General features: G+C 72.9%; 17 protein-coding genes and 1 tRNA gene. 12 read left to right on the top strand and 6 right to left on the bottom strand.

The window, feature by feature from the left end:
* Window position 1 precedes the first annotated feature (1 nt).
* Entirely contained in the window at window positions 2–1,027 is a 1,026-nt protein-coding gene (locus ABS735_RS19290) for an amidohydrolase family protein (RefSeq protein ID WP_373903173.1), read from the bottom strand.
* Between the two features lie 251 nt (window positions 1,028–1,278).
* Between ABS735_RS19290 and ABS735_RS19285 the strand changes: the two genes are divergently transcribed.
* The 5 genes from ABS735_RS19285 to ABS735_RS19265 all read left to right on the top strand — a co-directional run bounded on the left by ABS735_RS19285 (window position 1,279) and on the right by ABS735_RS19265 (window position 8,249).
* Window positions 1,279–1,938, top strand: a complete 660-nt coding sequence (locus ABS735_RS19285; protein WP_373903174.1) for a response regulator transcription factor — start codon at window positions 1,279–1,281, stop codon at window positions 1,936–1,938.
* A 10-nt stretch (window positions 1,939–1,948) separates the two neighbouring features.
* Window positions 1,949–3,388: a sensor histidine kinase gene (locus tag ABS735_RS19280; RefSeq protein WP_373903175.1), complete on the top strand. Its 1,440-nt coding sequence runs from the start codon at window positions 1,949–1,951 to the stop codon at window positions 3,386–3,388.
* Window positions 3,385–4,368 (top strand): TAXI family TRAP transporter solute-binding subunit, encoded by a 984-nt coding sequence (locus ABS735_RS19275; RefSeq protein ID WP_373903176.1) that lies wholly within the window; start codon window positions 3,385–3,387, stop codon window positions 4,366–4,368. The genes ABS735_RS19280 and ABS735_RS19275 overlap by 4 nt, the downstream gene beginning before the upstream one ends.
* A gap of 363 nt (window positions 4,369–4,731) precedes the next feature.
* Entirely contained in the window at window positions 4,732–6,633 is a 1,902-nt protein-coding gene (htpG, locus tag ABS735_RS19270) for a molecular chaperone HtpG (protein ID WP_373903177.1), read from the top strand.
* Between the two features lie 317 nt (window positions 6,634–6,950).
* Window positions 6,951–8,249, top strand: coding sequence for a YeeE/YedE family protein (locus tag ABS735_RS19265; protein WP_373903178.1), 1,299 nt, complete (start codon window positions 6,951–6,953; stop codon window positions 8,247–8,249).
* 49 nt (window positions 8,250–8,298) lie between these two features.
* Here the strand turns inward: ABS735_RS19265 and ABS735_RS19260 are convergent, their stop codons facing one another.
* From ABS735_RS19260 to ligA, 4 genes are all read right to left on the bottom strand, one after another.
* Window positions 8,299–8,874 carry a TetR/AcrR family transcriptional regulator gene (locus ABS735_RS19260; protein WP_373903179.1) on the bottom strand — a complete coding sequence of 192 codons (576 nt, stop codon included), beginning with the start codon at window positions 8,872–8,874 and terminating at the stop codon, window positions 8,299–8,301.
* Between the two features lie 10 nt (window positions 8,875–8,884).
* Window positions 8,885–9,466: a sugar O-acetyltransferase gene (locus ABS735_RS19255; RefSeq protein ID WP_373903180.1), complete on the bottom strand. Its 582-nt coding sequence runs from the start codon at window positions 9,464–9,466 to the stop codon at window positions 8,885–8,887.
* Between the two features lie 68 nt (window positions 9,467–9,534).
* Window positions 9,535–10,749 (bottom strand): MFS transporter, encoded by a 1,215-nt coding sequence (locus ABS735_RS19250; RefSeq protein WP_373903181.1) that lies wholly within the window; start codon window positions 10,747–10,749, stop codon window positions 9,535–9,537.
* Between the two features lie 183 nt (window positions 10,750–10,932).
* Window positions 10,933–13,020 carry an NAD-dependent DNA ligase LigA gene (ligA, locus tag ABS735_RS19245; RefSeq protein ID WP_373903182.1) on the bottom strand — a complete coding sequence of 696 codons (2,088 nt, stop codon included), beginning with the start codon at window positions 13,018–13,020 and terminating at the stop codon, window positions 10,933–10,935.
* Window positions 13,021–13,144: 124 nt separating this feature from the next.
* On the opposite strand from ligA, the gene ABS735_RS19240 reads away from it, so the two are divergent.
* The 5 genes from ABS735_RS19240 to ABS735_RS19220 all read left to right on the top strand — a co-directional run bounded on the left by ABS735_RS19240 (window position 13,145) and on the right by ABS735_RS19220 (window position 19,956).
* Window positions 13,145–15,658, top strand: coding sequence for an ATP-dependent Clp protease ATP-binding subunit (locus tag ABS735_RS19240; RefSeq protein WP_373903183.1), 2,514 nt, complete (start codon window positions 13,145–13,147; stop codon window positions 15,656–15,658).
* Window positions 15,655–16,173, top strand: coding sequence for an SRPBCC family protein (locus tag ABS735_RS19235; RefSeq protein WP_373903184.1), 519 nt, complete (start codon window positions 15,655–15,657; stop codon window positions 16,171–16,173). Before ABS735_RS19240 ends, ABS735_RS19235 begins: the two co-directional genes overlap by 4 nt.
* A 40-nt stretch (window positions 16,174–16,213) precedes the next feature.
* Window positions 16,214–18,508: an FdhF/YdeP family oxidoreductase gene (locus tag ABS735_RS19230; protein WP_373903185.1), complete on the top strand. Its 2,295-nt coding sequence runs from the start codon at window positions 16,214–16,216 to the stop codon at window positions 18,506–18,508.
* A 99-nt stretch (window positions 18,509–18,607) separates the two neighbouring features.
* The gene (locus tag ABS735_RS19225; protein ID WP_373903426.1) at window positions 18,608–19,816 is read left to right on the top strand and encodes a Cmx/CmrA family chloramphenicol efflux MFS transporter; all 1,209 of its coding nucleotides are present in this window, start codon (window positions 18,608–18,610) and stop codon (window positions 19,814–19,816) included.
* Between the two features lie 65 nt (window positions 19,817–19,881).
* Window positions 19,882–19,956: transfer RNA gene (locus ABS735_RS19220), tRNA-Trp, on the top strand.
* A 42-nt stretch (window positions 19,957–19,998) separates the two neighbouring features.
* Here ABS735_RS19220 and ABS735_RS19215 read toward each other — a convergent pair.
* On the bottom strand, window positions 19,999–20,991 hold the full coding sequence (locus ABS735_RS19215; RefSeq protein ID WP_373903186.1) for a helix-turn-helix transcriptional regulator: 993 nt from the start codon (window positions 20,989–20,991) through the stop codon (window positions 19,999–20,001).
* Window positions 20,992–21,131: 140 nt separating this feature from the next.
* Between ABS735_RS19215 and ABS735_RS19210 the strand changes: the two genes are divergently transcribed.
* Entirely contained in the window at window positions 21,132–21,554 is a 423-nt protein-coding gene (locus tag ABS735_RS19210; RefSeq protein ID WP_373903187.1) for a VOC family protein, read from the top strand.
* Window positions 21,551–22,651: a winged helix DNA-binding domain-containing protein gene (locus ABS735_RS19205; protein ID WP_373903188.1), complete on the top strand. Its 1,101-nt coding sequence runs from the start codon at window positions 21,551–21,553 to the stop codon at window positions 22,649–22,651. The genes ABS735_RS19210 and ABS735_RS19205 overlap by 4 nt, the downstream gene beginning before the upstream one ends.
* Window positions 22,652–22,684: the final 33 nt, after the last annotated feature.

Here is a 22,684-nt window from a genome sequence, read left to right as displayed (position 1 = left end):
GTCAGCGCCCCTGTCGCTTCAGCAGGGCGTCCAGACGCGGGTACACGGAACGCGCGTTGTGCTCCTGGACGGCGGCGACCTGTTCCGCCGACAGCGCGGACGCCTCGACGTAGCGCCGGGTGTCGTCGAAGTGGTGTCCCGTAAGGGGATCGACGTCCCGCACCGCGCCGATCATCTCCGAGGCGAACAGCACGTTGCGGGTGGGGACCACGTCGAGGAGCAGGTCGATGCCCGGCTGGTGGTACACGCAGGTGTCGAAGAAGACGTTGCCCAGGACGTGCTCCTCGAGCGGTGGCTTTCCCAGCGCCGTGGCCAGGCCGCGGAACCGCCCCCAGTGGTAGGGCACCGCCCCGCCGCCGTGCGGGATCACGAGCCGCAGGGTGGGGAAGTCCGCGAACAGGTCGCCCTGCACCAGCTGCATGAAGGCCGTGGTGTCGGCGTTGAGGTAGTGCCCGCCGGTGGTGTGGAAGGCCGGGTTCACGCTGGTGCTGACGTGGACCATCGCCGGGACGTCGTACTCGACCAGCTTCTCGTAGAGCGGGTACCAGGAGCGGTCGGTGAGCGGGGGAGCGGTCCAGTGGCCGCCCGAGGGGTCGGGGTTGAGGTTCACCGCGACGGCGCCGTACTCCTCGACGCAGCGGGTCAGCTCCGGGACACAGGTGGCCGGATCGACGCCCGGCGACTGCGGCAGCATGGCCGCGGGCACGAAGCGCTCGGGGTAGAGGCCGGCGACCCGGTGGCACAGCTCGTTGCACAGCGCCGCCCAGGCGGCCGAGGTACGGAAGTCACCCACGTGGTGCGCCATGAACGACGCCCTGGGCGAGAAGACGGTCACGTCGATGCCGCGCTCGTCCATCGTCCGCAGCTGGTTCGGCTCGATGCTCTCGCGCAGTTCGTCGTCACCGATCCGCAGATCGGCGGGAGAGGGCGCCGCCGCCGGGTCGGTCGGGGAGGCGATCTGCCGTTCCCGCCAGGCGGCCAGGGCGGGCGGGGCCGTGGTGTAGTGGCCGTGACAGTCGATGATCATGGGCTGCGTCCTCCTGGGGCGTGTCGTCGTCGACCGCGGCAGCCTCTCCCCGGCTGCCGCAAGGCCGGGAGACGACCGGACACAGAACTAACCTCGCCTTAACAAAGCGGCCCACCGGTGCCGTCCACCACGCGGACCAGGCGAAACGCCCCGCCGGCCGTGGTCTACATTCGGACGAAGACATTCCGGAACCGGCACCGGTCCGGACGCGGGCGGCGCCGACGCGGAGGCCGCCGGAGGGAGGCGGCAGGATGCGGATACTGCTGGCCGAGGACGACGACGGGGTCGCCGGAGCGCTCGTGGAGGTCCTGTACGACCACGGCCACATCACCCGGCGGGTCACCCGCGGCATGGACGTGCTGACCTACCACCGCAGCTCGGATCTGCTCCTGCTCGACCTCGGTCTGCCCGACGTGGACGGTCTGGACGTCCTGCGCAGGCTGCGGGCGGTCAGCGACCTGTCCGTGGTGGTGCTGACGGCCCGCGGCGACGAACGCTCGGTGGTGCGCGGGCTGCGGCTCGGCGCCGACGACTACCTCGTCAAGCCCGTGCGGCTGACCGAGCTGCTCGCCCGCATCGAGGCCGTCACCCGGCGCACCGCCGCGCAGGCGCCGCCCGCCGCACGGACCGTGCGCGTCGGCGACGTGGAGATCGCCCTGGACGCCCGGCAGGTCCGCGTGGACGGGACGGAGGTCGAGCTGACCACCAAGGAGTTCGACGTCCTCGCCGTACTCGCCCGCCGGGCCGGGACGGCGGTCAGCCGCGAGCAGGTGCTGGACGAGGTGTGGGGCGACGCCTACCACGCCGTGTCCCGCTCCCTGGACGTGCACCTCACCCAGCTGCGGGCCAAACTCGGCCGCCCGGAGCTGCTCACCACCATCCGGGGCTTCGGCTTCCGGCTCGGCGACTGAGGAACGGCGCGTGCGAACCCGGGTGCAGACCGTGCTGCTGCTGTTCGGCGTGCTGGCGGTGGCCGCTTTCGCCGTACCGCTGCTGCTGTTCACCGCATCGGACCGCACCCAGCAACTGGTCCTCGCCCGCAGCTCCGACCTGGAGCGCTTCGCGTCCCTCATGGACCGGGCGGCCGGCACCGGCGACACCTCGGCGATCACCGCCGAGGCCCGCCGCTACACCCAGCTCTACGGCGAGCCCCTCGTCGTCACCGACACCCGCGGCCACCCCGTCGTGCAGACCGGCGGAATGCGGGCCACCGACCCCGCCGTCGCCCCGCTGATCGACACGGCCCTGCGCAACCAGACCGCCCACCCGCGCGCCGCCCTGCGCCCCTGGTCCCGGGGACACCGGATGTTCGCGACGCCCGCGGGCACCGGCACCCAGGTCTCCGGCGCCGTGGTGCTGCGTGCCGACGTGGACACGGCCGCCGGGGACATCGCCCGGCGCTGGGCCGCCGTCCTGGCCGGCACCGCGCTGGTCGCCCTCGCCTGCACGGTCCTGGCCCGCGCGGCGACCCGCTGGGTGGTCAGCCCCCTGCGCAGGCTCGACCGGGCCGTCGGAGAACTGACGGCGGGGCTCCCGCCCGAGCACACCCTCCCCGGCGAACCGCTGCGCCGGCGCGGCTCCGCCTCCGTCGGCGGCCCGCCCGAACTGCGCCAGCTGGCCACCGGCTTCAACCGCATGGCCCGCACCGTCACCGCCGCCCTCGAACAGCAGCGCAGACTGGTCGCCGACACCTCGCACCAGATGCGCAACCCCATGGCCGCCCTCCGGCTGCGGGTGGACGCCCTCCACACCCACCTGCGGCCCACGGGCGAGCGCACCTACGCCGGGGTCAACACCGAACTCGACCGGCTGGAGAACCTGCTCGACGACATCCTTGCCCTCGCCGCCGCCGAGCACCGCGCCGGGGAGCTCACCGTCACCGACGACCGGGGCGCCCGCTGCGACGCCGCCGACGTCACGCTGACCCGGCACCGCCTGTGGGAACCGGTCGCACGCCGGGCGTCGGTCCGCCTCACCGCCGACGCCCCCGAGCCGGTCCCGGCGGCCTGCACGGACCGCGAACTGGCCCAGGTGACCGACGTCCTGCTGGACAACGCGATCAAGTACGCGGGCGACGGCACCCACGTCCGGCTGCGCTGCGCCGCCGAGGGTCCGTACGCCGTCGTCACCGTCACCGACGACGGCCCCGGACTGCGGGCGGAGGAGCTCGACCGGGCCACCACCCGCTTCTGGCGCTCGGCCCGCCAGGCCGGGACATCCGGCACGGGCCTGGGTCTCGCCATCGCCGAACAGCTCCTGGCGGGCCGCGGCGGCCGCCTGGAACTGACCTCCGCGCACCCCCGGGGCCTGCGCGCCCGCGCCGTCCTCCCCCGTGCCCACGCCGAAGGAGACGCCCGGTGAACCGGCGAACCGTCCTGCGAGCCGCGTTCGGCACCGCCGCCGCGGGCGCCCTCGGCGGTGTGCTCGCCGGTGACCTCGCGCACGGACGTTCCGGCCCCCGCGGCCTGCTGCGGCTGGCCACCGGCGAGCCGACCGCCTTCTACGCCGCCTTCGGCCGCCTCCTCGCCGCCCAGGTGGAAGCGACCCATCCCGGGCTGGGCTGCCGGGTGCGCACCACCGCCGGAAGCATCACCAACATCGAACTGCTCCGCGACGGCAAGGCCGATCTGGGCCTCGTCCTCACCGACACCGCACGGGCCGCGCAGGGCACCGGGCTCTTCCCGCATCCCGTGCCGCTGCGAGCGATCGGCCGGGTCTACGAGACGTACCTCCAGTTCGCCGTCCGCGCCGACGCTCCGGTGCGCGGGGTGGCCGACCTCGCCGGGCACCCCGTCTCGCTCGGTGCCGTCGGCTCCGGCGCGGCCCATCTCGGCGCCCGCCTGCTGAGCGCCGCCGGCCTGTCGCCCGGCACCGACGTCCCGGTACGGCACCTGCGCCTGGCCGACGCGGCGGCGGCCCTGCGCGCCGGTTCCGTCGTCGGACTGCTGGTCGCCGGCGGCGTGCCGCTGCCCACCCTCACCGACCTCGACGGCGACCCCGGCCTGCGGTTCCTTCCGCTCGCCGACCTGCTGCCCGGCCTCGCCGGCGGCCGGGACGGCATGGCCGCCTCGGGACTGGAGGAGGTCACCCTGCCGCAGAGCGCGTACCGCTCCTCGGCCGGCGTCGCCACCGTAGGCGTCTCCAACCTGCTGGTGTGCCGCCCCGACCTGGACCCCGCCGTGGCCGACGCCCTCACCCGTCTCCTGGTCCGACGCGCTCCCGAGTTCGTGCCCGACCACGCCGTGGGCGCGCAGTTCCTCGACGTCCGCAGCCTCATCGGCACGGGCGGCGTGCCGCTGCACCCGGGCGCGGTGGCGGCGTACCGGTCGCTGCACGGCTGACGGGGAGCGTCCGCGCGGGGGCGTGGGCCGGTGGAGAGTCCGCTGTCGGTGCCCGCGGACAGGCTCGCCGAGCCCTGCCCGTCCTGTCCGTCCGCCCCCCGCCTCCGGAGCCGCTGCCGTGCCCCCCACCGGGTCCGAACTCCGAACAGGCCCCGACCACGGAGTCGGCGCGGCAGGACTGCACGCCCCTCGACCTCGAGTGGTCGTACGCGGACTCCCCGTTCCGCTGCCACGGCGAAGAGCGCTCGCGGAAGCCGCTGAACCCCAGGACGTCTGACCGGACGACGCCCCCGGGCGGTCCGGGGCTGTTTTAGAGTGACTTCCGCCAGTGCGCACGACGGACCTGTGAGGTACTCACCAGCCATGACGACCGAAACGTTTGAGTTCCAGGTAGAGGCACGTCAGCTGCTTCAGCTGATGATTCACTCCGTCTACTCGAACAAGGATGTCTTCCTGCGCGAGCTCGTCTCCAACGCCTCCGACGCCCTCGACAAGCTGCGCCTCGCCGCCCTGCGCGACGACGCCCCCGACGCCGACATGAGCGACCTGCACATCGAGTTGGAGGTCGACAAGGACGCCCGCACGCTGACCGTTCGGGACAACGGCATCGGCATGTCGTACGACGAGGTCACCCAGCTGATCGGCACGATCGCCAACTCGGGCACCGCCAAGTTCCTGCAGGAGCTGCGCGAGGCCAAGGACGGGGCCGGGGCCGACGGGCTCATCGGCCAGTTCGGCGTCGGCTTCTACTCGGGCTTCATGGTCGCGGACGAGGTCACCCTGGTCACCCGGCACGCCGGCGAGACCGAGGGCACCCGGTGGACCTCGCGCGGCGAGGGCACCTACACCCTGGAGCGGATGGCGCAGGCCCCGCAGGGCACCGCGGTCACACTGCATCTCAAGCCGGCCGACGCCGAGAACCAACTGCACGACTACACCTCCGAGTGGAAGATCAAGGAGATCGTCAAGCGGTACTCGGACTTCATCACCTGGCCGGTCCGCCTGCTGCCGCAACCGGGCGACGACGACACCGAGGCCCGCGAGGCCGAGACGCTCAACTCGATGAAGGCCCTGTGGGCACGCCCGCGCGACGAGGTGTCCGACGACGAGTACAACGAGCTGTACAAGCACATCGGCCACGACTGGCGCGACCCGCTGGAGACGATCCGGCTCCAGGCGGAGGGCACCTTCGAGTACCAGGCCCTGCTCTTCGTGCCCTCGCACGCCCCGCACGACCTGTTCACCCAGGGCTACCAGCGCGGCGTCCAGCTCTACGTGAAGCGCGTCTTCATCATGGACGACTGCGAGGAACTGCTGCCGCCCTACCTCCGTTTCGTCAAGGGCGTGGTCGACGCGCAGGACCTCTCGCTCAACGTCTCCCGCGAGATCCTCCAGCAGGACCGCCACATCCGCATGATCCAGCGCCGCCTGACCAAGAAGGTCCTCTCGACGGTCAAGGACCTCAGGACGTCGGCGCCGGACCGCTACGCCACGTTCTGGCGCGAGTTCGGCGCGGTGCTGAAGGAAGGCCTGGTGACCGACCCCGAGAACCGGGACGCGATCCTCGCCGCCTGCTCGTTCCCGTCCACGCACGACGCCGACGAGCCCACCTCGCTGAAGAGCTACGTGGAGCGGATGAAGGACGGACAGGACGACATCTACTACATGACGGGCGAGTCCCGGGCGGCCATCGAGAACTCCCCGCACATGGAGGCGTTCCGGGCCAAGGGCGTCGAGGTCCTCCTGCTCACCGACGCCGTCGACGAGGTCTGGGTCGACGCGGTGGGGGAGTACGAGGGCAAGACGCTGCGCTCGGTCGCCAAGGGCGAGATCGACCTGTCCGGCACCGAGGACGACAAGAGCGACGCCGAGAAGGAGAAGCAGGGCGAGCAGTACGCCGGGCTGCTCGGCTGGATGACCGAGCACCTGGGCGAGGACGTCAAGGAGGTCCGCCTCTCCTCCCGCCTCACCGTCTCGCCGGCCTGCGTCGTCTCCGATGCGGGCGAGCTGACGCCCGCCCTGGAGAACATGTACCGGGCGATGGGGCAGGAGGTGCCCAGCGCCAAGCGGATTCTCGAGCTCAACCCGGAGCACCAGCTGGTGAAGACCCTGAACCGGGCCTGGACCGACCAGCGGGACCGCACGGAACTCACCGAGACCGCCGAACTGCTGCACGCCCTCGCGGTGCTCGCCGAGGGCGGCCGGCCCAAGGAGCCCGCCCGGTTCGTGCAGCTGATGGCGGACCGTCTGGAGCGCACCCTGTAAGCGGCCGTACCCGGTCGCGACACGAGGCCCCGCATCGGCGACGCCCGGGGGGCCTCGTCCGCGCACGGAAGGACACGGACTCCGCGCCGTCCGCCATCCGCATGGCGAGACGGCGTGGCATCCGGAGCAGCCTCCTCCGTATATTCGTACGCATGTATGCATCGGCTCCGCTGCTGTGCCTCGCGCTCTTCGCGAACTCGGCGTGGTGCGTCGACGACGGTCTCTGTCGCCGCTGAGTCTCCGGACCGGCCGCGTGATCCGCGTCGCCGGTCCGCCAGCGTCCGCCGCCCCGTGCACACCACCCCGGAGATTGTTCCGTGACCACCGCACCCCCTGCCGGGTCGACCCCGGCCGCGCCGTCACGCGCGACCACCCCTCTGTTCGTTCCCTCGCCCACCTCCTCGGCACGTCCCGAGGCACCGCCCCTGCCCCCGGTGCGGCGGACGCCGCTCGTCGCCTCCGGGCTGCTCGCCGCCGCTCTCACCGCGTACGTGTGGTCCGCGCACGGCGCCAAGCCCGGAGTGCTGCTCCTGCTCGGCCTCGGTCTGGGCGTCGCCCTCTTCCACTCCCGGTTCGGCTTCACCTCCGCCTGGCGGCAGCTGGTCGCCGTCGGCAACGGCTCCGGGATGCGGGCGCACGCCCTGCTCCTCGGCACAACGGCCACCCTGTTCGCGCTGCTCATCGGCACGGAGACCGGGCTGTTCGGCTCCCAGCCCGCGCCGTCCGCCGGACCGATCGGCGTCGGCCTGTTCGCCGGGTCGGCGCTCTTCGCCATCGGCATGCAGCTCGGCGGAGCCTGCGCCTCCGGCACCCTCTTCGCGGTCGGCTCGGGACAGACGTCGATCGTGCTGACGCTCGGCGGCTTCGTCGCCGGCGCCACGCTGGCCGCCTGGCAGTTCGACCTGTGGAAGGACCTCCCGGCCTGGGAGCCCGTCGTGCTGTCCGAGCACATCGGCTGGTTCGGCTCCTGGGGCGTGACCATCGGCGCGCTGCTCCTGGTGGTGCTGGTCAGCCGGCGCATCCAGGCACGCCGCAACCCGCCGCCGCTGGGCGCCGTCCCCTCGGCGCGCCGGGCGGCCGTCCGTGCCGTCCGCGGCTCCTGGCCGCTGGCCGTCGGCGCCCTCGCGCTGGGGGCGCTCGGCGCGGGCGTCCTGCTGGTCTCCGGCGGCGCCTGGGGCGTCACCAGCGCCTTCAGCCTGTGGGGCGCGGAGCTGGTGGGCGCGCTCGGCGGCCACCCGGAGAACTGGACCTGGTGGCAGCGGCCCGGCAACGCCGAGATGCTGGCCGGCCCGGTGCTCGCCGACAAGACCAGCCTCACCGACATCGGCATCATGATCGGCGCGGCCGTCGCCGCCTCGCTCGGCGGCACCTGGGCACTGCACCGGGGCATCCCCTGGCGCACGGCGCTCGCGGCGGTGCTCGGCGGTGTGCTGATGGGCATCGGCGCCCGGCTGGCCGGCGGCTGCAACATCGGCGCCTACCTGGCGGGCATCGCCTCGGGCAGCCTCAGCGGCTGGCTGTGGGGCGCCTTCGCGCTCGCCGGTACCTGGGTGGGCCTCAAGCTGCGGCCCCTGTTCGGCCTGGGCAACCCCAAGCCGGGCGACGGCGTCTGCTGACGGGGGATGCCCGTGCGGCGCAGGGGTCAGGCCTGTGCCGCACGGGCCGCTAGGGGGTGTCGTTCCCCTGGGGTGCGGGCCGGTCCGTGGTGGTGACCCGGGCGATGGCCTCCAGAGTGAGGGCTCGGCCGTGCGGCTCACGGGCCAGGGCGCGGTGCAGCGTCAGGCCCTCGATGAGGGCGTCGAGCTGGCGGGCCGTGTCCGGGTCGAAGTGCTTCTCCAGGTGGACGCGGCTGCGGCGCATCCACTCGTGGGTGAGCTCCCGGTAGACGGGCTGGCGTGCGGCGAGCGTGTACAGCTCCTGGGTGAGCACCAGGTCCCGCTGGCTCTCCTCCGACAGCTCGTGCACGAGGTCGGCCACCGCCTCGCGGGCCTGGTCGCGGTCGGCGGCGGCGCCGAGATGCTCGTCGAACACCGCGACGATGTGGTCGGTGAACCGGCCGAACGCCTCCCGCAGCAGCTGGTCGATGCCGCTGAAGTGGTACGTCATCGAGCCGAGGGGGACCCCCGCGCGCGTCGCGATCTTCCGGTGGGAGACGCGTGCGATGCCCTCCTCGGCGATCAGGTCGAGGGTGGCCGCGAGGATGCGCTCACGCCGCTGCGGATCCGTGTGTCCGGTTGCCATGGGAGCAGACTTACACGTTCCGCACCGGCCGGGCAGGGTTGCCGACGGCCACGACGTCCGCCGGCACGTCCTCCGTGACGACCGCACCCGCGCCGATCACGGCGTTGTCCCCGATGGTCACGCCCGGCAGCACGATCGCGCCCCCGCCGAGCCAGACGTTGTCGCCGATGACGATGGGCCGGGCGGCCTCCAGCTTGTCCCGCCGGGGCCCGGGCTCCAGGGGGTGCGTGGGGGTGAGCAACTGGACGTTCGGCCCGATCTGGCAGTCCTCGCCGATGGTGATCGCCGCGACGTCCAGCGCCGTCAGGTTGTAGTTGACGAAGGTGCGCGCCCCGATGCTGATGTTGCTGCCGTAGTCGACGTACAGCGGCGGCCGCACATGTGCCTCGGCGCCCAGCGAGGCGAGCAGTTCGGCGAGGAGCGGCCGTGCGGCCTCCGCGTCCTCCACGTACGCCGCCCGGTAGCGGGCGGCCAGCCGCACGGCCTGCTGCTGCCTGCGGGCGATCTCCGGATCGTCGGCGATGTAGAGGTCGCCCGCCAGCATGCGTTCGAGGTTCGTGCGGGAGTCGCCCGCGAAGTGGTCCGTCGGCATGTGCCCGATCCTACCCCGGTAAGCGTACGAACGTACACTCTCTGCGGCGTGTCGCCCGGTGGCCCCGCTCAGCGTCGCCGGGGCCGGAGCACTCCGCCGCACACGAGGACGAGAAGCCCCGCGAGCGGCACCACCAGCAGACCCGCCCGCAGACTCGTCGCGTCGGCGACCAGCCCCACGACCGGCGGGGAGAGCAGGAAGCCGAGCCGCATCAGCCAGGAGACGAGGGTCAGCCCCGACCCGGGCTTGAGGCCCGGCAGTTCGTCGGCCTCGTGCATGGCCGCCGGAACCAGGGTCGCCACCCCGAACCCGGCCGCGGCGAAGCCGAGGACCGTGCCGGGCACCGTCGGCACGGCCAGCGCCAGGCCCATGCCCACCGCGGTGATCAGGGCACCGGAGCGGGCCACCGCGCGCTGGCCGAAGCGGTCCACGAGCCGGTCGCCGACGATCCGCCCGACGAACTGCGCGCCGACCAGGGCGACATACCCGGATGCGGCCAGTGCCGCCGTCGCGCGCAGGGAGTCGGAGAGGTAGAGGGTGGCCCAGGACATGCCCGCGTCCTCGACGAGGGTGCCGGCCGTGGCGATGAGGACGAGCGCGGCCAGCACCCAGCCGGTCCGCAGGCCCGTCGCCGGGGCTCGCGCCGGCGACGGCGCGCGGTCCTCGGTGTCGGTCCCGCCGGCCGGTTCGGTGTCGGTCTCGGGGCCCGGCAGGCAGTACCGCAGGGCGACGCAGGCCGCGACCGCGAACACCACGGCGGAGAACAGCAGGTGCGGGCCCCGCGAGACGCCGAGCGCGATCGCGGCGGCGGCCATGGAACCGCCGGTGACCGCGCCGATGGACCAGACGGCGTGGAAGGAGTTGATGATGGAACGTCCGTAACGGCGCTGCACCCGCAGCCCGTGGGCGTTCTGCGCGACGTCGGTGAACGCGTCCATCGCCCCGGCCAGGAACAGAGCCCCCGCGAACACCACCACCGAGTTCGCGAGTCCGGCGGCGAGAATGCCCACCCCGGTCAGCAGCGTGCCGCCGACCGCCACCCGTGCCGAGCCGAACCGGCGCACCAGTATCCCGGCCGCGAGCCCGGCCGCGATGGCGCCCGCCGGGAACGCGGCCACGGCCAGTCCGTAGGCGGCGTTCCCGATGCCGAGGTCCGCCTTGATCTGCGGATACCTCGGCAGCAGGTTGGCGAACAGGGCCCCGTTGGTGAAGAACAGCACGGCGACGGCCACGCGAGCCCGCCGATCGGCCAGGGCGGGCCGGCGCAGTACGTCAACAGTCATGCGCGGGAGCCTACAGCGGGGGCGTACGAACGTACACTCCAGAACCGGGGCCGCACGCAGGTCGTCCCCCGGCCCGCGGTACGGGGTGTCGCCACCCTTCGCCGCCGGTGAACCGGTCGGCGCGGGTGATCGCCACTCCGCCGGGCCGCCGGGCCGTCGGGTCCGGGAGCCGCGCGTGGCGCCTCAGCCGAGCAGGTCTGCCACCAGGGTGGCGAACTCTTCGGGAGTGGCCAGACGGACGCCGAGCTGCTCCGCCTTGGCCCGCTTCGAGCCCGCTCCCTCGCCCGCGACGACGAGCGTCGTGTTCTTGGAGACGCTGGAGGAGGAGCGTCCTCCGGCCCGCTCGACGAGTTCGTTCATCTCGTTGCGGCTGAGCTGCTCCAGGCTTCCGGTCATCGCGCCGGTGACGACCACCTTCATGCCCGCGAGCGGACCGCCCCCGGCCGGCGCGGCGGGCTTGGTTCCGTCCTCGCCGTCCGCATCGGCGGCCGGCGGCGTCGCGCCTGGCTCGGTCATGTTGACGCCGGCGGCGGCGAGCTTGTCGATGAGCGGGGCGAGTTCGGCGATCTCCGCGACGATGGAGGGCGCCTTCTCCGCCCCGATGCCGTCGACCCGCTGCATGGCGTCGGCATCAGCGGCACGGATGTGGTCCATGGTGGCGAAGTACCGGGCGATACGCCGGGACATGGACCGGCCGGTCCCCCGGACCCCCAGCGCGCACAGCACCCGCGACAGCGGCTGCTCCCTGGCACCGGCGAGCGCGGCCAGCAGGTTGTCGGTGCTGGTCTCGCCCATCCGCTCCAGGGCGAGCAACTGCTCGCGCCGGAGCGTGAACAGGTCGGCCAGGTCGGCGACGAGACCGGCCTCGACGAGCTGGACGACGCGGGTGGTGCCCAGACCCTCGATGTCGAGCTGGTCGCGGCCGGCCGCGTAGGCGAGGGAGGCGACCAGGTGGCAGTTGCGGCCCTGCGCGCACCGCCAGCGTTCCTCGCCCGTGTCGATGTCAGACCCGCAGCGCGGACACGCCTCGGGGAACACGATCGGCTTCTCCTCGCCCGTCCGCAGATGCGCGACCGGGGCCTCGATGCGGGGGATGACGTCGCCGGCGCGATGGACCACGACCTGGTCGCCCAGACGCAGGCCGCGACGGGTGATGTCGGCCGGATTGTGCAGCGTGGCGTAGGTGATCGTGGAGCCCTCGATCACCACGGGCTCCAGGACACCGCGCGGGGCGATGATGCCGGTACGGCCGACGTTCCACTCCACCTCGAGGAGCCGGGTGATCTTCTCGACGGCCGGGAGCTTGTACGCGATCGCCCACCGCGGCGCCCGCGAGCCGGACCCGGCGGCCCGCTGATCGGCGGCGAGGTCGGCCTTGACGACGATCCCGTCGATGCCGAACGGCAGCTCGGCACGGAGCGCGGCGATCTCCTGGACCCGGGCCACGACCTGCTCGGGCGTCTCGACGACGACGTCCGGGACGGCGGTGCCGGCGCTGGTGTGCACGCCGAGTCCGGCCGCCGTCGACATCAGGTCGCCGTACGCCGTCTCGTCGAGCCGTGCGGCGAGCGCGGCGTCGGTGCCGGGCAGGGCCAGCAGGCCGTATCCGAAGAACGTCATCGGCACCGTGTAGGCGCGCTCCTTCGCCCGCAGCGTGCCCGCGGCGGCGTTGCGCGGGTTGGCGAAGGGCTGCCCGCCGTGCCGTATGCGCACCTCGTTGGCGTGCTCGAACTGGGCCGTCGTCATGAGGATCTCGCCGCGCACCTCGACGGTCACCGGCTCGGCCAGTGTCTCGGGCAGCCCCTCCACGGTGCCCATGGCGTGCGAGACGTCCTCACCGGCCGTGCCGTCGCCCCGGGTGATCAGCCGGGTGAGGCGGCCCTCGTGGTAACGGGCGGCGACCGCGAGGCCGTCCAGCTTGGGGCCGACGCTGAACCGGGTGACCTCGCGGCCGATGCGCCGGGCCAGGGACGCCGTCCAGGCGGTGAACTCCTCCGGTGAGAACACGTTGTCCAGGCTGAGCATGGGCACCGTGTGCGGCACGTCGCCCTCGGCCGCACCGCCGGCGACCTTCCCGGTGGGGGAGTCGGGCAGCACCTCGCCCGGGTGCTCGGCCTCCCACGCGGCGATCCCTCTCGCCAGCCGGTCGTAGGCGTCGTCGTCCAGGGGCGAGGAGCCGCCCGCGTAGTAGGCGGCGGCCGCACGCGCGGCGTCCTCCACCGCCTGGGCGTAGGCGGTGGCGTCGACGATCACTGCTGCAGGAGTAGTCATGGACGGAATCATGCCGCCCACCGCTGACAACGGGCCCCGCCGCCCGCGCGGCGGCCGCTCCGCTTGCGGAGCCGCCGACATGGGGTTTCGGTGGAACCGACTCCCCACCGCTCTTGGAGCTGTCATGTCGATGTCGTCCTTCGGATTCGGCTCGTCCGACCCGTTCAGCGATCTGCTGAACCGCTTCTTCGGTACGTCGCCCGCCTCCTCGCCGCCGGCGGTGCAGCGCGTGCCGATCGGCCGGATGCTGACCGAGCCCTCGCAGGAGCTCATCAACCTGGCGGCACGACGGGCGCTGGAGGACGGGACGCCCGACCTGGACACGGAACATCTGCTGTGGGCGGCCACGAAGGTCGAGCCCGCGCGCGGACTGCTCGCACGGGCGGGGGCCGACCCCGATGCGCTCGCGTCCCAGGTCGCCGAGGTACTGCCCCGCGAGGCGGGCGAACCCTCCGCCGAGCCGGGCCTCACCCCGGCTGCCAAACGCACCCTCGCCACCGCCTACGCCCGCTCCCGCGCGGCCGGTGCCTCCTACATCGGCCCCGAGCACATCCTGGGCGCCCTGCTGGCGGACGGCGACACGGGGGCGGCCCGGCTGCTGGGCGCGGAGGGCCAGGACGTCGGCAGACTTGAGGGGCTCACGGAGCAGGCGGGCCGGGCGAACGGACGCCCCGGCGACGCGGGCGGCAAACCGGCCACGACACTGGACGAGTACGGACGCGACCTGACGGACGAGGCCAAGGCCGGGAAACTCGACCCGGTGGTCGGCCGTGCCGAGGAGATCGAGCAGACCGTCGAGATCCTCTCCCGGCGCTCCAAGAACAACCCGGTGCTGATCGGAGAGCCAGGCGTCGGCAAGACCGCCATCGTGGAGGGACTGGCCCAGCGCATCGTGGCCGGCGAGGTCCCAAAGACGCTGAAGGACAAGCGTGTCGTCGCCCTCGACCTGTCCGGCATGGTGGCGGGCGCGCAGTACCGGGGGCAGTTCGAGGAGCGGCTCAAGAAGGTCATCGAGGACGTCCAGCAGGCCCGCGGCGAGATCATCCTGTTCATCGACGAACTGCACACGGTCGTCGGCGCCGGGGCCACCGGAGAGGGCTCCATGGACGCCGGGAACATGCTCAAGCCCGCCCTCGCCCGCGGCGAACTGCACGTGGTGGGCGCGACGACCATCGACGAGTACCGCAAGTACGTCGAGAAGGACGCGGCCCTCGAACGCCGCTTCCAGCCCGTGATGGTCCCCGAGCCCACGGTCGAGGAGACGGTGCAGATCCTGGAGGGCCTGCGTGACGCCTACGAGGCGCACCACCAGGTCCGCTTCGCCGACGGAGCCCTGACGGCCGCGGCGGAACTGTCCGACCGCTACGTCAGCGACCGCTTCCTGCCCGACAAGGCGATCGACGTCATGGACCAGGCGGGCGCACGGGTACGGCTGCGCAGCGCGAGCCGTTCCACCGAGGTCGTCAGCCGCGAGGACCGCATCGCGAAGCTCCGCCGGGAACAGGAGCAGGCCGTCGCCGCCGAGGACTACGACCGGGCGGGCGAGCTGAAGCGCGAGATCGCCGAGGCGGAGGGCGAACTCGCGGGCATCGAGGAGCGCCGCGAGGGCGTCGTCTCCGTCACCGCCGACGACATCGCGGACGTGATCTCCCGCCGCACCGGGATCCCGGTCTCCCAGCTGACGGCCGGGGAGAAGGAGCGGCTGCTCAAGCTGGAGGAGGAGATGCACGCCCGGATCGTCGGCCAGGACGAGGCGGTCACCGCCGTCTCGCGGGCCGTGCGCCGCAACCGGGCCGGCATGGGCGACCCCGACCGCCCCGTGGGCTCCTTCCTCTTCCTCGGCCCCACCGGCGTCGGCAAGACCGAGCTGGCCAAGACCCTCGCCGAGCTGCTGTTCGGCGAGGAGAACCGCATGATCCGCTTCGACATGAGCGAGTTCCAGGAGAAGCACACGGTCGCCCGGCTCGTCGGCGCGCCCCCGGGATACGTCGGATACGAGGAGGCCGGCCAGCTCACCGAGAAGGTCCGCCGGCAGCCCTACAGCGTGGTCCTGTTCGACGAGGTGGAGAAGGCCCACCCCGACGTCTTCAACACGCTGCTGCAGATCCTCGACGACGGCCGGCTCACCGACGGGCAGGGCCGCACCGTCGACTTCCGGCACTGCGTGGTCATCATGACGTCCAACATCGGGGCCCACCGCGTCCTCGACCACAAGGGCGACGTGTCAGACCTCAAGGACGAGCTGATGCAGGAGCTGCGGGGCCGGTTCCTGCCCGAGTTCCTCAACCGCATCGACGACATCATCGTCTTCCACGGCCTCACCCAGGACGACCTCTCGCGGATCGTGGACCACCTGCTTGCGCAGAGCGAACGGCGGGTACACGCCCAGGGCATGACCCTGAGAGTCACGGAAGCGGCCAAGAAGTTGCTGATCGCCCACGGCCACCAGCCGGAGTTCGGGGCGCGTCCGCTGCGGCGCACCATCCAGACCGAACTGGACAACCGCATCGCCGACCTGCTGCTGGGCGGCGAGGCCGACCCCGGCGACACCATCGTCGCCGACGTGGTCGACGACTCCCTGCACTGCACGGTCGACAAGGCCGGCCCGGCCGGATCCGCGAAGGGAAGCGGCACATGAACACCGTCGAGGAAACGATCGAGATCGCCGTACCGGTGCGCACCGCGTACGACCAGTGGACCCAGTTCGCGTGCTTCCCGCGGTTCACGACCGCCGTGAAGCGGGTCGAACAGCTCAAGCCCACCGTGACGCTGTGGGTCGTCGGCCTCGGCCCCCTCTGCCGGGAGTTCGCGGTCGAGATCGTGGACCAGGTGCCCGACTCGCACCTGGCCTGGCGGAGCCTCGGACAGCGCCACGGCCACCGGGGCGAGGTGACGTTCCGGTCCACCGAGGCGGGCGGCACGGCGCTGACCGTGCGGATGTCGGCCGAGCCGCGCGGACTCACCGGCGCACTCTGCGCGATCCCGGGAGCGACCGGCCGCGTCCTGCGGCGCGAACTCGCGAACTTCAAGACGTACATCGAAGGGCAGGGGGAAGCCGGCGGCGCCTGGCGAGGGACCATCCGGGGCGGGCAGGTGCGGCCGACGGAGGCGGAACCGCCGCGCAGCCGGGTGCCGATCTGGCCCGTCGGCTGAGTGGCGTGCGGGAACACAGCGAACGAGAGGCGATCCACCGATGAAGAAGCCGCCCAGGGAAGAACCCCGGGACGACCTGACCGTCACCCCGCCCAGGACCTGGGCCGCCGGCGTGCCCGCGGTGGTGCACGCGCTGGAGTACTCCCTGGAGCAGACGTCCCCGAAGGAAACCGCGGTGGACCTGCTGACCATGAACCAGGTGGACGGGATCGACTGCCCGGGCTGCGCCTGGGCGGACCCCGCACCCGGTCACCGGCACCGCAACGAGTACTGCGAGAACGGCGCCAAGCACATCAACGACGAGGCGACGACCCGGCGGATCACCGCCGGCTTCTTCCGCGAGCACCCGGTCTCCGACCTGGCCCGCCGCTCCGACCTGTGGCTGAACCAGCAGGGGCGCCTCACCGAACCGATGGTCAAGCGGCCCGGCTCCGACCACTACGAGCCCATCAGCTGGCGCGAGGCCCTGGACCTGCTCGCCGGGGAACTCAAGGCGCTGGACAGCCCCGACGAGGCGGTCTTCTACACCTCGGGCCGGGTCAGCAACGAAGCCGCCTTCGTCCTCCAGCTGTTCGCCCGGGCCTACGGCACCAACAACCTGCCCGACTGCAGCAACATGTGCCACGAGTCGAGCGGCTTCGCCCTGCACGAGACCCTCGGCACCGGCAAGGGCACGGTCAGTCTCCAGGACCTCCACCACGCCGACCTGATCTTCCTGGTCGGACAGAACCCCGGCAGCAACCACCCGCGGCAGCTGTCCGCGCTGGAGCAGGCCAAGCTGAACGGCGCCCGCATCGTCGCCGTCAACCCGCTGCCCGAGGCGGGACTGATGCGGTTCAAGAACCCGCAGAAGGCACGCGGGGTGATCGGACAGGGCGTCCGGATCGCCGACCGGTTCCTGCACATCCGGCCCGGCGGCGACCTCGCTCTGTTCCAGGCCCTGAACCGGCTGCTGCTGGAAGCCGAGGACGCCCGGCCCGGCCATGTGCTGGACCACGCGTTCATCCACGACAGCACCAGCGGCTTCGAGGAGTTCGCCGCGCACGCCCGGCAGACCTCCTGGGACGACGTACTCACCGCCACCGGCCTGACCCGCGAGGAGATCGAGCAGGTCCGCGACGAGGTCCTGCGCAGCAGCCGGGTCATCGTCTGCTGGGCGATGGGCGTCACCCAGCACAAGCACGGCGTCCCCACCATCCGGGAGATCGTCAACTTCCTGCTGCTGCGCGGCAACCTCGGCAGGGCCGGAGCCGGCGCCTGCCCGGTGCGCGGCCACAGCAACGTCCAGGGCGACCGCACCATGGGCATCTGGGAGCAGATGCCCGACTCCTTCCTGGACGCCCTGCAGCAGGAGTTCGGCTTCGACCCGCCGCGCGCCCACGGACTCGACTCGGTGAACTCCATCAAGGCGATGCGGGAGGGCCGGATCAAGGTCTTCCTCGGCGTCGCGGGCAACTTCGTCCGGGCCGCCCCCGACAGCGCGGTCACCGAGGAGGCCATGCGCAGCTGCCGGCTGACCGCCCACATCTCCACCAAGCTCAACGGGTCCCACACGGTCTGCGGACAGACCGCGCTCATCCTGCCCACCCTCGGCCGCACCGAACGCGACCACCAGGCGGGCGGCGAGCAGTTCGTCACGGTGGAGAACTCGATGAGCGAGGTGCACACCTCCCGGGGACGGCTCAAGCCGGCCTCCCCCCTCCTGCTCAGCGAGGTCGCCATCTTGTGCCGGCTCGCCCGCCACACCCTCGGCCAGGGCCCGGGGAACATCCACTGGGACGAGTTCGAAGCCGACTACCACTCGATCCGCGACCGGATCTCCCGCATCGTGCCGGGCCTGCACGACTTCAACCGGCGCGTGGCACGCCCCGGCGGCATCCGCCTGCCCAACCCCGTCAACGAGGGCGTCTACCGCACCGCCACCGGCAAGGCCATGTTCACCCGCAACACCTGGCAGGCGCCCGACGTCCCCGAAGGTCACCTGCTGCTGCAGACCCTGCGCTCCCACGACCAGTGGAACACCATCCCCTACACCCTCAACGACCGCTACCGGGGCATCCACGGCAGCCGCCGCGTGGTCCTCGTCAACCCGGCCGATCTGAACACCCTCGCGCTGACCCAGGGGGACCGCGTCGACCTGGTCACCGTCTGGCACGACGACACCGAACGCCGCGCCGAAGGCTTCGAGGTCGTCCCCTACCCCACGGCGCTCGGCTCCGCCGCCGCCTACTACCCGGAAACCCAGGTGCTGGTTCCCCTGGACAGCGTCGCCGACATCAGCAACCAGCCCACCTCCAAAGGCATCGTCGTCAGAGTGGAGCGCGCGACACCGTAGCCGCATCGTGAGACGGACCCCGCCGCGGGAATGGCGGGAAGCAGGGCTCCGTTGACACCTGTCATGCCCGACACTTCCCCACGGCCCGCGGCCGGCCGCATGCCGCTCGCCGTCTACATCCTCGGCCTGTCCGTCTTCGCCCTCGGCACCAGCGAGTTCATGCTCTCCGGGCTGCTGCCGCCCATCGCCGACGACATGGACGTGTCGATCCCGCAAGCCGGGCTGCTGATATCGGCGTTCGCGATCGGCATGGTGGTCGGCGCGCCGCTGCTCGCCGTCGCGACCCTGCGGCTGCCGCGCAAGACCACGCTGGTCGCCTTGATCTCGGTGTTCGGCCTGGGCCAGGTCGCGGGCGCGCTCGCGACGAGCTACGAGGTCCTGTTCGTCTCGCGGGTCGTGAGCGCGCTCGCCTGCGCCGGCTTCTGGGCCGTGGGCGCGGCCGTGGCCATCGCCATGGTGCCGGTGACCGCGCGGGCCCGCGCGATGGCCGTGATGATCGGCGGACTGTCCATCGCCAACGTCCTCGGCGTCCCGGCGGGCGCCTTCCTCGGCGAGCACCTGGGCTGGCGGTCCGCGTTCTGGGCCGTGGGCGGCGCGTCCGCCGTCGCGCTCGTGGGCGTGGTGACCCTGATCCCCCGCATCCCGCTGCCCGAGCGGCGGCCCCGGCTGCGGGGCGAGCTGGCGATCTACCGGGACCGCCAGGTCTGGCTGTCCATCGTCGTGACCGCGCTCGCCGCCGGCGGCGTGTTCTGCGCCTTCTCCTACCTCGCGCCGCTGCTCACCGACGTGGCCGGGCTTGCGGACGGCTGGGTGCCGACCGTGCTGGCGCTGTTCGGCGTCGGCGCGCTGATCGGCACGACGATCGGCGGCCGGGTCGCCGACGCGCACCTGTTCGGCGTGCTGCTCTCCGGCATCACCGCCTCGACGGTCCTGCTGGCCGCGCTCGCGCTGTTCGCCTCCAGCCCGGCCGTCGTGATCGTCCTCTCGCTGCTGCTCGGCGTCTCCGCGTTCTACACGGCGCCCGCGCTCAACGCGCGCATGTTCAACGTCGCCGGCGCCGCGCCCACCCTCGCGGGCGCGACGACGACCGCCGCGTTCAACCTGGGCAACACCGGCGGCCCCTGGCTCGGCGGCACGGTGATCGACGCGGACCTGGGGTACGCCGCCACCGCCTGGGCGGGCGGGGCGATGACCCTGGTCGCGATCGCCTTCGTCGCCGTCTCGCTGCGGCTGCACAGCCGGTCGCGCGTCGTGACGGGCGCCATGGCCACCGAGCCCGCGAGCATGGAGCGGGCCCAGCGGGTCTGACGCACGCCGAGGTCCGTACATTCACCGGGTAGTCGTACAGGCTCTATGTATGATCATCTGCAAGGGCGGGGTCGTAGCACAGAGGTAGTGCGCCGCGACACCATCTCGGAGGACGCCGGTTCGAATCCGGCCGCCCCGCCCCCTCACCCGACGTTCGTCCCGACCGGGCGCGAGCGCCCTCGTCAAGGGGGCGTGGGTTCGGCGGCGGCCCTGGCGCAGCGGTCGGCCAGTCGTACGAACGCCTCCCTGAGCGCGGGCGGACCGACGACCTCCACGTCCGTGTCGAAGAGGCAGAAGGCGGCGGCGAGAGCGGGCCACGACCAGGATCCGAGGGTGAGCCGGCAGCGGTCCGGGCCGAGTTCCTCGACGACTCCGTCGGCGGCGTGCGGGGACACCGCGGAGGCGGGCGCGTGGAGTACGGCCTGGCCGCGGCAGGGCCACCGGTAAGAGCCGTCGGAACCGCGGAACCTGCCGGTCACGAACGCGGCCACGTCCTTGCCGGGCAGTTCCCGCGAGGTGAAACGGGGGCCGGTGGGGGTGCGCGGGGTGATCCGGTCGGCGCGGAAGACACGCCAGTCCTCGCGGTCCAGGTCCCAGGCGACCAGGTACCAGCGCCCACCGCGGGTGACCAGATGATGCGGCTCCACCCGGCGCGGTGACGGTACGGCGTCGGCCGCGGTGCTCGCCGGGTGGGCCGGGGCGTGGTCGAAACGCAGCACCTCACCGGCCCGGACGGCGGCGCCGAGTGCCATGAGGACGCCGGTGTCCGCCTGGGGCCGCGGCCCGGGCGCGGACCGCTCGACCGAGGTCACATGGAGGGCGTCGATCCGGTGCGACAGCCTGCCGGGCATGACCTGGCGCAGGGTGGCCAGGGCACGGGCCGCCCCGTCCTCGATCCCGGCGCCGGTGGCGGTCCGCAGCGCGACGGCGAGCGCGACCGCCTGCTCGTCGTCGAAGAGCAGCGGCGGCAACCGCGTTTTGGCGTCGAGCCGGTAGCCGCCGTCGGGGCCCTTGGCCGCCAGCACGGGATAGCCCAGCTCGCGCAGCCGGTCCACGTCGCGGCGCAGCGTACGCGGGCTGATGTCCAGCCGCTCGGCCAGTACCCTTCCGGGCCAGTCCCGGCGTGCCTGGAGCAGCGAGAGCAGGGACAGCAGCCGGGCCGAGGTTTTCCGCATGCCCGGCATGTTCGCGCGAGTAGCGGACACAACCTGACCGCTGCTCGAAGCAGAGTGAGCACGGCGGGGCCACAGGGGCCCCGCGGCCGGCCCGCCGTGGGCCGTCCACCGTGATTCCCCCACGAGGCAAGGAGCCCGTCGTGACCGCCAAAGCCGTGACCCACCTGAACTTCCGTGGTGCCGCCCGCGAGGCACTCACCTTCTACCAGGCCGCGTTCGGCGGGGACGTGACCCTGGTGACGTACAAGGACGCCGGGAACGTCCAGGAGCCCGCCAAGGCCGACCAGGTGATGTTCGGTCAGGTGGCCACCGCCGACGGCCTGTGCGTGATGGCCTACGACGTGCCGTCCGGCCTGCCGTGGGACCAGGGCGAGAACGCCTTCTTCGTCTCGGTCCGCGGCGGGACCACCGAGGAGATCACCGCGTACTGGGAGAAGCTGACCGACGGCGCGACCGTCCTGCGGCCACTGGGCGCCGCGCAGTGGGCGCCCCTCTACGGCATGCTGCGGGACCGGTTCGGCGTCACCTGGGTCCTCGACGTCGTGAGCGAGTACAACGCGTGAGCGTGCTCGACGCCCGGTCGCTGAACCGGGCGGCACTCGCCCGGCAGTTGCTGCTCGACCGCGCGGACCTCCCCGCCCTGGATGCCGTCGCGCACCTCGGCGGCATGCAGGCACAGGAGCCGCAGGAACCGTTCGTCGGACTGTGGTCGCGGCTGCGCGACTTCGCACCGCGAGCCCTCGCGGACCTGCTGACCGGACGTCGGGTGGTGCGCACGCACCTGATGCGCCGCACCGTCCATCTCGTGACCGCCGAGGATGTACTGGCCTGGCGCTCCCGCCACGACGCCATGCTGCGCGGACGCGTCCTCGGCACCTACCGCCGCGAGCTGGAAGGGGTGGACCTCGACGAGCTCGCGGCGGCGGGCCGGGCGGTCCTGGCCGACGGCGAGCCCCGCTCGATGGCCGAACTCGCCCGGGCCGTGGCGGGGCGGTGGCCGGATCCGGGACCGCGGGCGCTGGGGGAGATGCTGGTCGCCGCGCTGATCCCGATGGTGCAGCTGCCGCCGCGCGGGCTGTGGCGCACCAAGGCCGGGGTGCGCAACGCCCCGGTCGCGGCCTGGCTGGGCCGCGAGGTCGACCCGCCGGCCCCACCGGGCACCGATCCGGTCGGTGCGGCACTGGTACGGCGCTACCTGGCCGCGTTCGGACCGGCCGCCTCGGCGGACCTGCGCGCCTGGTGCGGACTCGCGGGGCTGCCCGCCGCGGTCGCCGCGGTACGCGGGGAACTGGTCGCCTTCCGCGACGAGCGCGGCCGGGAACTGCTGGACCTCCCCGACGCGCCGCGACCGGACCCCGGGGTCCCCGCCCCGGTGCGGTTCCTGCCGGCCTTCGACAACGCGGTCCTCGGCTACCAGGACCGCGGCCGCGTCATCGACGACGCGCACCGCGGTCTGTCGGCCACCGGCGCCCGTTTCGTCCTCGTCGACGGCCGGGTCAGCGCCACCTGGACCGTCGAGGACGGCACGGTGACCGTCACCCCGCTGCGCCGGCTCACCCGGCCCGAGCGCACCGAGGTCGGCGAGGAGGGGCGGGCCCTGGCGTCCTTCCTCTCCGACGGCGACAGCGACCGGGCCCGGGTCGGGGCGGCGCCGCTCTGAGCGAGGGATGACTCGAAAGGGCCCCTCCCGGCG

It is taken from the genome of Streptomyces sp. MMCC 100 (genome assembly GCF_041538145.2).
In the GTDB taxonomy this organism is placed as follows: Bacteria; Actinomycetota; Actinomycetes; order Streptomycetales; family Streptomycetaceae; genus Streptomyces.
This window is presented reverse-complemented; position numbering and strand designations above follow the sequence as displayed.